Annotated in this window: 13 protein-coding genes; 4 read left to right on the top strand and 9 right to left on the bottom strand. The window is 63.1% G+C overall.

Annotation, left to right across the window (positions count from 1 at the left end; all coding sequences use genetic code 11):
- Nucleotides 1-50: 50 nt before the first annotated feature.
- Complete coding sequence (locus PTE30175_RS07200; protein ID WP_150696395.1) at nt 51-221, bottom strand: rubredoxin; 171 nt, start codon at nt 219-221, stop codon at nt 51-53.
- 103 nt (nt 222-324) lie between these two features.
- Between PTE30175_RS07200 and thiD the strand changes: the two genes are divergently transcribed.
- On the top strand, nt 325-1,212 hold the full coding sequence (gene thiD / locus PTE30175_RS07195; RefSeq protein WP_150696394.1) for a bifunctional hydroxymethylpyrimidine kinase/phosphomethylpyrimidine kinase: 888 nt from the start codon (nt 325-327) through the stop codon (nt 1,210-1,212).
- A gap of 42 nt (nt 1,213-1,254) precedes the next feature.
- Here thiD and PTE30175_RS07190 read toward each other — a convergent pair whose 3' ends face one another.
- The 8 genes from PTE30175_RS07190 to recA form a co-directional block, all read right to left on the bottom strand.
- On the bottom strand, nt 1,255-3,063 hold the full coding sequence (locus PTE30175_RS07190; protein WP_150696393.1) for an O-antigen ligase family protein: 1,809 nt from the start codon (nt 3,061-3,063) through the stop codon (nt 1,255-1,257).
- Between the two features lie 153 nt (nt 3,064-3,216).
- Nucleotides 3,217-3,735: a pilin gene (locus tag PTE30175_RS07185; RefSeq protein WP_224788638.1), complete on the bottom strand. Its 519-nt coding sequence runs from the start codon at nt 3,733-3,735 to the stop codon at nt 3,217-3,219.
- 137 nt (nt 3,736-3,872) lie between these two features.
- Nucleotides 3,873-4,589 carry a TerC family protein gene (locus PTE30175_RS07180; protein WP_150696392.1) on the bottom strand — a complete coding sequence of 239 codons (717 nt, stop codon included), beginning with the start codon at nt 4,587-4,589 and terminating at the stop codon, nt 3,873-3,875.
- A gap of 155 nt (nt 4,590-4,744) precedes the next feature.
- Nucleotides 4,745-5,626 (bottom strand): succinate--CoA ligase subunit alpha, encoded by an 882-nt coding sequence (sucD, locus tag PTE30175_RS07175; RefSeq protein ID WP_150696391.1) that lies wholly within the window; start codon nt 5,624-5,626, stop codon nt 4,745-4,747.
- An 84-nt stretch (nt 5,627-5,710) separates the two neighbouring features.
- Nucleotides 5,711-6,877, bottom strand: a complete 1,167-nt coding sequence (sucC, locus tag PTE30175_RS07170; protein ID WP_150696390.1) for an ADP-forming succinate--CoA ligase subunit beta — start codon at nt 6,875-6,877, stop codon at nt 5,711-5,713.
- Nucleotides 6,874-7,548 carry a DUF2889 domain-containing protein gene (locus PTE30175_RS07165; protein ID WP_150696389.1) on the bottom strand — a complete coding sequence of 225 codons (675 nt, stop codon included), beginning with the start codon at nt 7,546-7,548 and terminating at the stop codon, nt 6,874-6,876. Before PTE30175_RS07165 ends, sucC begins: the two co-directional genes overlap by 4 nt.
- A gap of 203 nt (nt 7,549-7,751) precedes the next feature.
- Complete coding sequence (recX, locus tag PTE30175_RS07160) at nt 7,752-8,201, bottom strand: recombination regulator RecX (protein ID WP_338044416.1); 450 nt, start codon at nt 8,199-8,201, stop codon at nt 7,752-7,754.
- Nucleotides 8,202-8,513: 312 nt separating this feature from the next.
- Nucleotides 8,514-9,578, bottom strand: a complete 1,065-nt coding sequence (recA, locus tag PTE30175_RS07155; protein ID WP_150696387.1) for a recombinase RecA — start codon at nt 9,576-9,578, stop codon at nt 8,514-8,516.
- A gap of 200 nt (nt 9,579-9,778) precedes the next feature.
- On the opposite strand from recA, the gene PTE30175_RS07150 reads away from it, so the two are divergent.
- The 3 genes from PTE30175_RS07150 (at nt 9,779) to PTE30175_RS07140 (ending at nt 13,918) form a co-directional block, all read left to right on the top strand.
- Nucleotides 9,779-10,480: a response regulator gene (locus PTE30175_RS07150; RefSeq protein ID WP_150696386.1), complete on the top strand. Its 702-nt coding sequence runs from the start codon at nt 9,779-9,781 to the stop codon at nt 10,478-10,480.
- Between the two features lie 111 nt (nt 10,481-10,591).
- Entirely contained in the window at nt 10,592-12,136 is a 1,545-nt protein-coding gene (locus tag PTE30175_RS07145; protein ID WP_150696621.1) for a sensor histidine kinase, read from the top strand.
- Nucleotides 12,137-12,259: 123 nt separating this feature from the next.
- Nucleotides 12,260-13,918: an MFS transporter gene (locus PTE30175_RS07140; protein ID WP_150696385.1), complete on the top strand. Its 1,659-nt coding sequence runs from the start codon at nt 12,260-12,262 to the stop codon at nt 13,916-13,918.
- Nucleotides 13,919-14,050 lie beyond the last annotated feature (132 nt).

The following is a 14,050-nucleotide window of genomic DNA, read 5'->3' as shown; positions in this document are numbered from 1 at the left end:
TATCTCCTGCCCCGTCGGGCGGGGATGGCGGGGTTGGGCCGGAACAGGCCCTAGATCTGGACCATTTCAAAGTCTTCCTTGCGCGCACCGCACTCCGGGCACGTCCAGTTCATCGGGACGTCCGCCCAAAGGGTGCCGGGCGCAATGCCGTCATCGGGCGCTCCCGCCGCTTCGTCGTAAATCCAGCCGCAAATCAGGCACATCCAGCTCTTGTATTCCATTCTTCTTCAGCGACAAGCGTTCCGTTACAATGGCTTAAGGCGTGATGGTACCGTGGAACCCACCCCCTGACCAGATCGCACACCCCACGCCAGACGGCAATACATGCAAATCGATTCCCCGCCCATCATTCTCACCTTCGGCCTGGCCGATCCGACCTCCGCCACCGGCGTGCAAGCCGACCTGCTGACGTTCGCCAGCATGGGCGGTTACGGCGTGTCTGTCCTGACAGGATATTCGACACAGGACTCCCGCAATCTCGACGACGTGGTTGCCGTCGATCCCGACTGGGTCATCGACCAGGCACGCATGCTGCTCGAGGACATGCCGGTGGCCGCGTTCAAGGTCGGCGGCGCAGTCAACGCCGAGAACGTTGCCGCGGTCGCGGAGATCGTGGCGGATTACGACGACACCCCGTTGGTCATTGCGCCCGACTTCTCGCTGGCCGGCGAGCATTTGCTGTCGGCCGACGAACTGCGCGAAGCGACGGCCAGCCTGCTTGCACCGCAATCGAGCGTGCTGGTTGCCAGCCCCGCCACCGTCATCGCGCTGGCGCAGGCCACGATCGAAAACGAAAATCCGACGCTGGACGAAGCCGTTGCCGCGCTGCTCGAGCACGGTTGCGAGTTCGTGCTGGTGAGCGACACGAGCGGCCCGCAATGGACGCACACGCTGCACAGCGATGACGGCGTGGTTCGTGAAGATGCCTGGGATCGTCCGCCGCACAACATCGCCGGCGCCGTTGATACGCTTGCCGCCGCCGTGGCGGCGATGCTCGCGAACGGACTCGACATGCCCGAAGCCGTGCGCGAGGCGCAGGAATATCTTCAGCAAGTCACGCTCAACGCGTTCCGCCCCGGCATGGGCCGGCACTTTCCCGACCGGTTCTTCTGGGCCCGAGGGGACGAGGAGAACGCAGCGGGGGCAGACGCAGGGGGCGAATCAGACGGGAAGGCTGGCACGGCCGCGGGAAAAACGGCGGGCACGGCATAACGCCGCACACCGCTGCGGGTCCGATAGTCGCGTGAACCGGCCCTAGGCGAGCCGTGCGCCCTGCCGGGGTGCCGGCGCCGAGATGGCCGCGTCGTCTTCCGCCGGCGGCACGCCCTTCGCGGGACCGAACTCGCGTGTGAGCTTCTTCGTAAACGGTTTCAATGCCTCGCCTTGGGCGCGGCACATGGCAACGAGCGCCGCGTACTCGCGATCGAACCATCCCGAGTTGTAGTTCTTCAGCCGGCGAACATCCTCGAGCGCCTCGTCGTCCCGGCCTGCCAACGCCAACAGCACGACATAGCGCTTGATCATGGTCGCCCCCGCACCGAGCGCCATGGCTTGACGATGCGCGGCAAGCTTCTCGTCCAGCGAATCGCGATCGAGTTGCAACGCCCCCGTCACCGCATAGTCACCATACGGGGCAAAGAACCGGGCCGGATTGCTGCGATATGCCTCGATCTGGCCCGCGCGGTAGGCCACTTCCGCACGCCGATAGTCCAGATGCAGGTAGACCAGCATCACACATCCCAACACCGCAATCAGTGCGTTGACGGTGCCGACCGCGGCAGGCTTGATGCGTTCGAACGCGCGCGTCTCGGCGAACCCGAGCAGGAACATCGCGGGCAGCAGGAAGAACGCGTAATGCTGCGGATATTCAAGCATGGCGTGCACTGCCAGCATGCCGAGCAGGATGAAAGCCAACGTGACCGGTGCCGATTTCAGGCCGCGTACCGCGCGCACGCACCAGAACAGCAGCGGCACGAACACCATTATCACGCCTATGATGCCGCCCTTGGCGAGCATGTCGAGCACCGCATTGTGCGCGTTGTCGGCCATCTCCACCGGCCCGAGCGTGCTGGCCAGCGCGAATTGTGCGTCGAGGTAATTCGACCACCCGGCGCCGAACAGCCAATGCTGCTCGAAAATGCCCCATCCGTAGCGCCACAGATTCAGGCGCCCGGACACCTGCCCGGCCTGTTGCAGGCGCTCCATGGCGCTGCCTTCCAGTTGCAGATGAAACGCGGCGTCGGCCCAATGCACCCCTTCAGTCATCACCGCCATCAACGGCAGGATCGCGACCGGCACCCACCAGCGTAGCGCCCTGCGCATCGTGTGCGGCGTTTCGGCGCGCTCCAGCCAGACCATCCACAGGCCGGCGGCCGCAAGCAGCCCCAGTTGCAGCCATGGCGTACGCGACGCGGTCAGCGCGATGCCGATGTCAAGTGCGGCGGCAATGGGCACCCACGCCCAGCCCGGCAAGCGGCGCAAATACCAGAGATAGAACGCGCCGGCGCTGGCGAGCGAAAGATACGTCGCCAGATGGTTTGGCTGGTACATATTGCCGAACAGCCGCCGCGCGACCTTGACCGTGTACTGCGCAACGAGCCACGGCAGCGACGGCTCGAGATGAAATGCCTGCATCAGCTGCGCCCCGACGGCATACAGCCCGCCAATCGTCAGCGCGGCCGCGCTCCAGCGCATCATCGCGTCGCGCCATCCGAGTTGCGCGGCCCAGAATCCGCAGTGCACAGCGGCCAGCATGGCCAGACCGTATAACACCGCGGTCGCCTGCAGCGTCGGCAGTTCGGTAGGGATCAGCGCCTTCTGGAGCAGAACGACGGCGAGAAAGCCGAGCGGCATCAGCGCAATACGTGGCGTTTGCAGTTGCCGGGCATCGCGCCGCTGAACGGCGATCATCAACAACACGGTCAACACCACGAACAGCGCAAAGCACAGGCTCTCGGAGTAGAACGTGGAAATCGGGTAGGTGTGCCGGACCAGGTTATATGGCCAGGCCCAGATCAGACCGACAGTCAGGCCGATCAGGGAAAGAAGCAGAGGAGGAAACAAGGTCGCCGCCGCAAAAGGGGAGTTCGGGCAAAGCGCAAAGCATACCCAAAAAGTGGCTGGTGCGGGGACGAATGCGGCGCGCTGCCGGGCCAGGGCCCGCCGTCGTCAGATCCGGACGGGGCCCGGCATGCAGGCAAATGGTTTGTGTCGAGGTTACGTCGCCGGCGTGGCGTCGCGGCACTCGGCCGGCGCGTACTTGGCCGGCAGCGTGGCGCCGCCCGGCGCGTTCTGCTTGCCCTGGGCGTAACAGACCCAGACAATCTGGCCCTGCGGCGTTTGCCCCACGGTGAGCGCTTGCCCGTCGCCATTCGCGGCACGGGCGGTCGGCACCAGCACGATAGCGCCGTCGCCAGCGCGTTGTGTGTACGCGACCGTGACGGCGCCGCTCGCATTGTCGATTGTGACCGCGTTCACGTTGTCGGTGGCGGCAGGCGCCTCCCAGCCGTTCGAAAACGGCGCACCATGCATGGCGTTCTCGTTCACGAGCGTCTTGGCACCGGCAGCCGCGCCAAGCCCCTCCACGACGCGTGCGCGGATCAGGTAGTTCTGCAGGTACGGCACGCCGGCCATCACCAACACACCGATGATCGCGAGCACGATCATCAGTTCGATCAGGGTAAAGCCCTTGGGCTTGGCGATGCCGGCAACCCGGCGGCCTGTACGACGCATCATGAAACTCCCTGGGGAAAGCGTTGAATGGAATGCAGGAAAACTGTGGGCGGAGTATGCCACAGGCCGGCCGCGCCGCCCCTGCCCCGGATCAAAACCGGACGATGCCGAGCGGCATCGTCCGTTAATCCGAGTGCCGCTTACTTCGACGCCGCGCCGACCTGGCGCGCCGTCTGACGTTTCTTGAGGATCAAGCCGACGACGACGACAAACGCGGCGCCGAGCACAGCCGCGGCGTAATGCGCCACTTCGGGATCGAACGGCATATACGGCACCACGCCCTTGTCGGTGACCAGGAGTCCGCCCGCGATCCAGCCGAGCAGCGCGGCGCCGGCCATGACGATGATCGGGAAGCGGTCGAGCAGCTTGAGCACGAGTTGCGAGCCCCACACGATCAACGGAATCGAGACGATGAGACCGAAGATGATCAGCGGCATCTGATGATGATCGGCCGCACCCTGCGCCGCGCCGGCGATGGCGATGACGTTGTCGACGCTCATGACGAGGTCGGCAATGATGATCGTCTTGATGGCGGTCCAGAGCTTGTCGGCAGGCTTCACGTTGTCGTGCGCATCTGCGTCGGGCAACATCAGCTTCACGCCGATCCAGAGCAGCAGCAGGCCGCCGATGGCCTTCAGGAACGGAATATTGAGCAGCGTGACGGCGAAGGCGATCAGGATCACCCGCAGGATGATGGCGCCGGCGGTCCCCCACATCACGCCTTGCAAACGCTGCTTGGCCGGCAAATTGCGACAGGCCAGCGCAATCACCACGGCATTATCGCCACCCAGCAGGATGTCGATCATGATGATTTGCAGCACCGCTGCCCAATTCAGTTCAACGAAGAACTCAAACATGCCGGGGGTTCCTTTTCCGGAAAATACGACAATATCAGATGACGATGCCGTCACAATAACGAAAGAGGGAACCCGGCAAGCCGGATTCCCTCTTCCTCAGACACCCAAGCCGCCCGCCGGTTCCGGCAGGCGGCACATCGTACGATGGGGCTGTATTACAGCTTGGCCTTCAGCAGACGCGCCATTTCCGACGGGTTCTTGGTGACCGTGATACCGCAGGCCTCCATGATTTCCAGCTTCGCTTCGGCCGTATCGGCACCGCCCGAAATCAGCGCGCCGGCGTGGCCCATGCGCTTGCCTGCCGGCGCCGTGACACCCGCGATGAAGCCGACGACCGGCTTCTTCATGTTGTCCTTGACCCAGTAAGCGGCTTCGGCTTCGTCCGGACCGCCGATTTCACCGATCATGATCACGGCGTCCGTATCCGGATCGTCGTTGAACATCTTCATGACGTCGATGTGCTTCAGACCGTTGATCGGGTCGCCGCCGATACCGACAGCGCTCGATTGGCCCAGGCCCAGTGCCGTCAATTGACCGACGGCTTCGTACGTCAGGGTGCCCGAACGCGACACGACGCCGATGCGGCCCTTCTTGTGAATGTGGCCCGGCATGATGCCGATCTTCAGCTCGTCCGGCGTGATGACGCCCGGGCAGTTCGGTCCGAGCAGCAGCGTCTTGCGACCTTCACGGCGCATGCGGTCCTTCACTTCGATCATGTCGCGCACGGGAATCCCTTCCGTGATGCAGATCGCCAGGTCCAGATCGGCTTCGACGGCTTCCCAGATCGCGGCGGCAGCGCCTGCGGGCGGGACGTAGATCACCGAAACGGTCGCGCCGGTTTGTGCCTTGGCGTCCTTGACCGAACCGAAAATGGGGATGCCCTCGAAGTCCTCACCGGCCTTCTTCGGGTTCACGCCGGCGACGTAGGCATTCTTGCCGTTGGCGTATTCACGGCACATGCGCGTGTGGAACTGACCGGTCTTGCCGGTGATACCTTGGGTGATGACCTTGGTGTCTTTGTTAATCAGAATCGACATTGCTTATTTCCTTCATCCGGTTGCCGGGCAGCGTCAGGCGCTGGCAGATCACTGCGGCGCCTCGCTGCGGCTCAACAGTTTTCGTTAGTTGCCTTTGGCAGCCGTCACAACCTTCTGGGCAGCTTCTTCCATGCTGTCCGCAGCAATGATCGGCAGGCCGGATTCCGCCAGCATCTTCTTGCCCAGGTCTTCGTTGGTGCCCTTCATGCGGACGACCAGCGGCACCTTCAGCGAAACGGCCTTCGAAGCCGCGATCACGCCTTCGGCGATGACGTCGCAGCGCATGATGCCGCCGAAGATGTTGACCAGGATGGCGGTCAGGTTCGGGTTCTTCAGCATGATCTTGAAGGCTTCCGTGACCTTCTCCGTCGTGGCGCCACCGCCCACGTCCAGGAAGTTCGCCGGTTCGCCGCCAAACAGCTTGATCGTATCCATCGTCGCCATGGCCAAGCCGGCGCCGTTCACCAGGCAGCCGATGTTGCCGTCGAGCGAGATGTAAGCCAGATCGAACTTCGAGGCTTCGACTTCGGCCGGATCTTCTTCATCCAGATCGCGGTAGGCGACGATTTCCGGATGGCGGAACAGGGCATTCGAATCGAAGTTGAACTTGGCGTCCAGGGCGGTGACCTTGCCGTTGCCGTCAACGTTCAGCGGGTTGATTTCGGCCAGCGATGCATCGGTTTCCCAGAAGGCCTTGTACAGACCTTGCAGGATCGCGCGGGCTTGCGGAATCGAAGCGTCGGGGACGCCGATCTTCTTGGCCAGGTCGTCGGCTTCTGCGTCCTGCAGGCCCTTCGACGGCTCGACGATCACCTTGTGGATCAGTTCCGGGTGCTTTGCGGCGACTTCTTCGATGTCCATGCCGCCTTCGCTCGAGCCCATCAGCACGATCTTCTGCGACACGCGGTCGACGACGAGACTGACGTACAGTTCGTTCTTGATGTCGGCGCCTTCTTCGATCAGCAGGCGGTTGACCTTCTGGCCTTCCGGACCGGTCTGGTGCGTGACCAGTTGCATGCCGAGGATCTGGTTGGCGTATTCGCGCACTTGCTCGAGCGACTTGGCCACCTTCACGCCGCCGCCCTTACCGCGACCACCCGCGTGAATCTGGGCCTTGACCACCCAAACCGGACCGCCGAGTTCTTCGGCTGCCTTCATGGCCTCATCCACGGAAAACGCCGGAATGCCGCGGGGCACCGCGACTCCGAATTTTCGGAGGATTTCCTTGCCTTGATACTCATGAATCTTCATGCGTGATTCCCTTCTTGCTGAGTTGGAAGTTTGGGTTCGAGCGTGCGAGCCGAAGTGCCATCGCGAGACGCTTCCGTGGCGCCCGTCGTGGGTTCGTTCGCTCGATCGTTTGCGCGGCCGTTGAACCAGCGCGGGTAAAACCGGCGCACCGCCTCACCGTCAAACCGCAGGGCGTGGCAATGTCCGAGTTGGAAAGGGGGTGAATCCGAATTGTCGCCTGCGCCGGCAGTGTCGCGCGTGTCGATGACTTCGCCCGTGAATGCCTGGATCGCCGCCGTGGGCAACACGCTGCACAGCTCAGTGATGTGAGTGCAGCCTGCCGCGCCTGCCAGCCGCTCGCGCACCGCATGGCGGAAACCGCGACGCAGGTTCAAGCCGATCAGCTGGCGGTAGGCGGTACCGATGGCATCGCAGATGCCCGGATACGGTACCCAGTCGGAGGCAGCCTCGGCGTCCAGCACGGTGAATTGATCGTCGATGGTGACGCGCAGCCACAACTCGTGAATCGGCTCGCCCAATGGCCGAATGCCCGTCGCCAACGCAAAATCACGTGTTTTGTGGTCGGTCAGACGGGCTTCGATATCCCATAGGCCATCGTCGCGCACGAAAGCTTCGACTTCGATGGCGCGACGGTGACGCAGGGTACGAGGGGCGGGCTCTGAGAGCGGCATGCGAATGTGCGGTGCATGAACGCGGAAAGATCTTGATTCTAGCATACGCAAGTTGCCCGCTTTCGCGGTCGCACAAGCGAACCGGCCATCCGCCCGGCAAAACCCGACCGTCCGGTCGGTTAAATAAGGTGCAAATCCTTGTGCAATGCGGCATCGCGGGGCGTGCACCCCCATGCGTTCTCTTGCCGCGACGGGGAGTGACCCTACGAATCGTCGGGAAATTCGTCGGCGCCGCTTACGACTTTACCGATCACGGCATGGGAAAAGCCGCGGCTGGCCAGAAAGCGCATTTGGCGTGCGCGGTCTTCCGGCGTCGTGGCCACTTCCCCGAATTTTTTCTGCCAGACGGCGCGCGCGCGTGCCAATTCGGTATCGCGCAATTGTTCGGCCAGTGCGGCGACCTTGGCAGGGTCAACCTGATGCTGTTTGAGTTCGCCGACGATGCGCGACGTACCCACACGTTGTGCACGTCGATGCACGACGCTCTCGGCAAAACGATCGTTCGAGAGATATTTGTCGCGTTCGAGCGAATCGAGCAGACGATCAATTTCGTCCGGATCGTCGGTATGGGGAAGCAGCTTGCGGCGCAGCTCGGCGCGGCTGTATTCGCGGCGGGAAAGATAACCGAGCGCGCGGCCCTTCAGGCTAAGCACGGGCTTGCCCCGCTTCGCCGGGACGGCATCGGTTCGTTCGTTCGCGCGGCGCTCGGACGAGCGTCGATAGAGGGAATCCGAAGGAGAAGCCGGTGCAAAATCCGGCGGAGAAGCCGGTGCAAAATCCGGCGGAGAAGCCGGTGGAGAAGCCGGCGCAAAATCCGGCGGAGAATCTGGCGCGCCGCCGGAGGATTTCGACGGCCGCCGCGTGCGCGAGATCATGCGCATGCCTCTCGTAAGCGTGAATGCAATCGGAAAACCGGCATCTCAAGCGATGCCGGTCTCACGCCCGCAAAAAGATGCAACAACGGGTCAAGCTTCGTCTTCAGTTTCGATCTCGCCCGTTTCATTGGCCGCCGTGACGCCGACAGCGGCACGCACCTTGTTTTCGATCTCACGGGCCAGATCGGGATTCTCGCGCAGGAACTCGCGTGCGTTGTCCTTGCCTTGACCGATCTTCTCACCGTTATAGCTGTACCACGCACCGGACTTCTCGACGATCTTCGCGCCGACGCCCAGATCGATGATTTCGCCTTCGCGCGAGATGCCCGCACCGTAAAGAATGTCGAAGATGGCTTCGCGGAACGGCGGCGAGACTTTGTTTTTCACAACCTTCACGCGCGTTTCGTTGCCAATGACTTCGTCGCCCTTCTTGATCGAACCGATACGGCGGATGTCCAGGCGCACCGAGGCGTAGAACTTCAGCGCGTTGCCGCCCGTGGTTGTTTCCGGGTTGCCAAACATCACGCCAATTTTCATGCGGATCTGGTTGATGAAGATCACCATGCAGTTGGTGCGCTTGATCGTGCCTGTCAGCTTGCGCAGCGCTTGCGACATCAGACGCGCCTGCAGGCCCGGCAGGGAATCTCCCATTTCGCCTTCGATTTCGGCCTTCGGCACGAGCGCCGCCACCGAGTCGATCACGATCAGGTCGATTGAGCCCGAGCGCACCAGCGCGTCGGCGATTTCCAGCGCCTGCTCGCCCGTATCCGGCTGCGAGATCAACAGTTCCGGCACCGACACGCCCAGCTTGTTGGCGTAGCCGACGTCCAGCGCGTGTTCGGCGTCGATAAACGCGCATGTACCGCCCAGCTTCTGCATTTCGGCGACGACCTGCAACGTCAGCGTGGTCTTGCCCGACGATTCCGGGCCGTAGATTTCCACGACACGACCGCGCGGCAGACCGCCGACGCCCAGCGCGATATCGAGGCCCAGCGAGCCGGTCGAGACAACCTGGATGTTCTCTGCGACATCGCTATCGCCGAGACGCATGATCGAGCCCTTGCCGAACTGCTTTTCGATCTGCGCGAGCGCGGCAGCCAGTGCCTTGCCTTTCTCGGCCGACAGGGCGGCGGACCCTTTCTTGCTTTCTTCCATGAATCGTCCTTTGATATGATGAGCGAGACGGCTCGAGTGAGGCGTGATGTCAGCACTGTATAAAAAACCAGTGTTTTTTGCAAGTGCCTGTTGTCCGATTGCGCCGATACGACAGAAAAAAGCCGCGACCACGCGCCTACAACGGAGACTCGCCGGATCGCCACGACACGCGCCGGTGTATCGATAAGCCTATCACGCCCATGCGAATTCTCATCGCAGAGGATGACAGCATTCTGGCCGACGCCCTGACACGCTCGCTGCGCCAGGCGGGCTACGCCGTGGATCATGTGAAGACCGGCCTCGAAGCCGATTCGGCACTCGCGGCGCAAACGTTCGACCTGCTGATCCTCGACCTTGGCCTGCCCCGCCTGCCCGGCCTCGAAGTCCTGCGCCGCCTGCGCGCACGCAATTCCCATCTGCCCGTCCTGATCCTTACCGCCTCCGACAGTGTCGACGAACGCGTGAAGGGACTCGATCTGGGCGCAGACGATTACATGGCCAAGCCATTCGCACTTGCGGAACTCGAAGCGCGGGTGCGCGCCCTCACCCGGCGCGGCGCCGGCGGCGGCTCGACCGTCATCCGGCATGGCCCGCTGTCGTTCGATCAGGTCGGCCGCACCGCCTATATTCATGAGCAGATGCTCGACCTGTCGGCGCGTGAACTCGAATTGCTCGAGGTTCTACTGCTGCGCACCGGCCGCCTCGTGTCGAAGGAGCAGCTCGTCGACCATCTTTGCGGTTGGGGCGAGGAAGTGAGCAACAACGCCATCGAAGTCTACATGCACCGGTTGCGCAAGAAGATCGAACCGAGCGGCGTGCGCATCGCAACCATCCGCGGCCTCGGTTACTGTTTGGAAAAGCCGTCCAGCACCCCCGCCCCGGCCAGCGCCACTGCGGTTTGACGGCGATGAGCGCGATACGCGCACCCCACCCGCGCGAGGCCGGCGCATAGACGTATGAAACTGTGGCATCGTGCATCCTCCGACGGTCTTCCGCGTCCCGTGAAACCCGGGATGCCGCCGCATCACGACCCGTTGCCGCCCGGCTCCACCGATCCGTTCGATCCATTCTCCGACCCGTTTGCGAAGCCAGGCTTCGCCGCGCCCGCCGAGCGCGAAATCGAGATGCCGCCCCGCTCGCTTTTCGGGGAAATCCTCGACTGGATGCTCGCCCCGCTGCTGCTGCTGTGGCCGATGAGCATCGCGGTGACGTACCTCGTCGCCAAATCGATTGCGAACGGCCCCTTCGACCGCACGCTGGAAACCAACACCTACGTGCTCGCCCAGCAGGTGCACCTTGATCGTGGACAGGTCACGCTGTCGCTGCCGATGCCGGCGCGCGATCTGCTGCGCGCCGACGCGACTGACAACATTTATTACCAGGTACTCGGCGCAAAGGACGAACTGGTTGGCGGCACGAGCGAGTTGCCCCTGCCGCACGAAGACGACCGCCCGCAACCGGGCGTCGTGCAATTCCGCGACGAAATGCTCGGCGGCAACGATATCCGCATCGCCTATACCTATGTCGACCTGCCGCGCCTTGCGCCCTCGGGCGGCACGGCGCTCGTCCAGGTCGCCGAAACGCTCGACAAGCGCAGTCAGCTCGCCAACGAAATCATCAAGGGCGTGATCCTGCCGCAGTTCGTGATTCTGCCGCTTGCCATCGTGCTGGTCTGGTTCGGCCTGACGCGGGGCCTCGCACCGCTGCATGCCTTGCAGGAGCACATCCGTGCGCGGCGTCCCGATGATCTTTCGCCGCTCGAAGCACGGCAAGCGCCGCCCGAGATCGCACCGCTCGTCAATTCGTTGAACGAACTGCTCGGACGCCTTGAACAGAACATGAAGCTGCAACAACGCTTCATCGCGGACGCCGCACATCAGTTGAAGACGCCGCTGGCCGGATTGCGCACGCAAGCCGAGCTGGCACTGCGTCAGACGTCGCCCGATGAACTTCGCCGGTCGCTTTCGCAAATCGCGGCCAGTTCGGAACAGGCAGCGCGCCTCGTCAATCAGTTGCTCGCGCTCGCGCGCACGGAGAACAGCGCCAACGACGCGGCCGCGTTCACCCCGTTCAATCTGAGCACGCTTGCGCGCAGTGCGCTGCAGGATTGGGTTCAGGCCGCCCTCACCAAGGGCATTGACCTCGGTTATGAAGAGCCGCCGTTTCCGGTGCATTTCTCCGGGCAATCGTTAATGGTGCGCGAGTTGCTCAACAACCTCATCGACAATGCGATCCGTTACACCCCCTTCGGCGGCAAGGTCACGGTGCGCTTGCGGCTCGAGCCTTCCGACGGGTTCGTGCATGTCGAAGTCGAGGACACCGGCCCCGGCATTCCGGCCGCCGAACGGCATCGCGTATTCGAGCGCTTTTACCGCATCCTCGGCAGCGACAGCGACGGCAGCGGCCTCGGCCTGGCCATCGTGCGCGAGATCGTGCAGATCCACCGCGGCGAAGTCCAGGTGCTCGATCACGTCGACGCGCAACAACCGGAAGCGACCGGCACCCTCTTCCGCGTGACGTTGCCGCTCACGCCGGCCATCGGCAAGCCGAATTTCTAGGGTAAGTCCCTACACACGTAAGGTTCGCGTCAGTTTCCCGTCAGACGCAGGTAAGGTTGCCCGCCAATAATCAGTGCAACGGTCCGACAGGCCGTGCATATAAACACGACAGGAGACAACCGCATGGCTACTGCAACCACAGCCCCGTCCCATGCGCCGATGACGGGTGAGGAGCGAAAGGTCATTTTCGCGTCTTCCCTCGGCACGGTGTTCGAGTGGTACGACTTTTACCTGGCCGGTTCGTTGGCCGCCTTCATCAGCAAGCACTTCTTCTCGGGGATCAATCCGACCGCGGCGTTCATCTTCACGCTGCTGTCGTTCGCGGCAGGTTTTGCGGTGCGTCCGTTCGGCGCGATCGTGTTCGGCCGTATCGGCGACCTGGTCGGCCGCAAGTACACGTTTCTCGTGACCATTACGCTGATGGGTCTGTCCACGCTGGTCGTTGGTCTGGTGCCGGGCTATGCGTCCTGGGGCATCGCTGCACCCGTCATCTTCATTGGCATGCGCCTGCTGCAAGGCCTTGCGCTCGGCGGCGAGTACGGCGGCGCCGCCACGTATGTGGCCGAGCACGCCCCGCACGGCCGCCGCGGTTTCTACACGTCGTGGATTCAGACGACGGCAACGCTCGGCCTGTTCCTGTCGCTGCTGGTGATTCTCGGCACGCGTCAGTGGATGGGTGAAGAGCAATTCGCCGATTGGGGCTGGCGCGTGCCGTTCGTGATGTCGGTCGTGCTGCTGGGTGTCTCGCTGTGGATTCGCCTGCAGCTCAACGAGTCGCCGGCGTTCCAGCGCATGAAGGCCGAAGGCAAGGGTTCGAAGGCGCCGCTGACCGAGTCGTTCGCCCAATGGAAGAACCTGAAGGTCGTGATCCTGGCGCTCGTCGGCCTGACCGCCGGCCAGGCAGTCGTCTGGTACACGGGTCAGTTCTACGCGCTGTTCTTCATGACGCAGACGCTCAAGGTCGACGGCAACACCGCCAACATCCTGATTGCGCTCAGCCTGTTGATCGGCAGCCCGTTCTTCGTGTTCTTCGGCGCGCTGTCCGACAAGATCGGCCGCAAGCCGATCATCATGGCCGGCTGCCTGATCGCCGCGCTGACCTACTTCCCGCTGTTCAAGGCGCTGACGCACTACGCCAATCCGGCGCTCGAAGCCGCCACGCAACGGTCGCCGATCACGGTGATCGCCGATCCGAGCGAGTGCTCGTTCCAGTTCAACCCGGTCGGCACCTCGAAGTTCACCTCGTCGTGCGACATCGCCAAGAGCTATCTGGCACGCGCGGGCCTGAACTATCAGAACCAGGCGGCGCCGGCAGGTACGCTGGCGCAAGTCAAGATCGGCGAGAAGGTGATTTCGTCGGTCGACGGCAAGGCGACGGACGCGAAGGACAAGACCAAGGCGTTCGAAGGCGACATGTCCGCGACACTGAAGGGCGACGGCTATCCGCCCAAGGCCGACTCGGCACAGATGAACAAGCCGATGGTGGTGGTGATCCTGACGATCCTGGTGATCTACGTGACCATGGTGTACGGACCGATCGCGGCGATGCTGGTGGAACTGTTCCCGACACGGATCCGCTACACCTCGATGTCGCTGCCGTATCACATCGGCAACGGCTGGTTCGGGGGCTTCCTACCCGCCACGGCGTTCGCGGTGGTGGCGGCGAAGGGGGATATCTACTCGGGCCTCTGGTACCCGATCATCATCGCGCTTGTGACGTTCGTGATCGGCATGCTGTTTGTGCGGGAAACCAAGGACGTGGACATCTACGCGAACGACTGACGTTCGCCACGGCCGCCCGGTCTGTCCGGGCGGCCGATGCCACTTTGAAATGCCGGCCCGCGTGGCCGGCATTTTTCATGGGACGCGAGATAAGCCAATAAAATTACAAAAGGGTGTTGACAGCCCCATAGG

It is taken from the genome of Pandoraea terrae, assembly GCF_902459695.1.
Classification (GTDB): Bacteria; Pseudomonadota; Gammaproteobacteria; order Burkholderiales; family Burkholderiaceae; genus Pandoraea; species Pandoraea terrae.
The sequence above is the reverse complement of the archived record's forward strand: the minus strand, read 5'-3'. Positions and strand labels throughout refer to the sequence as shown.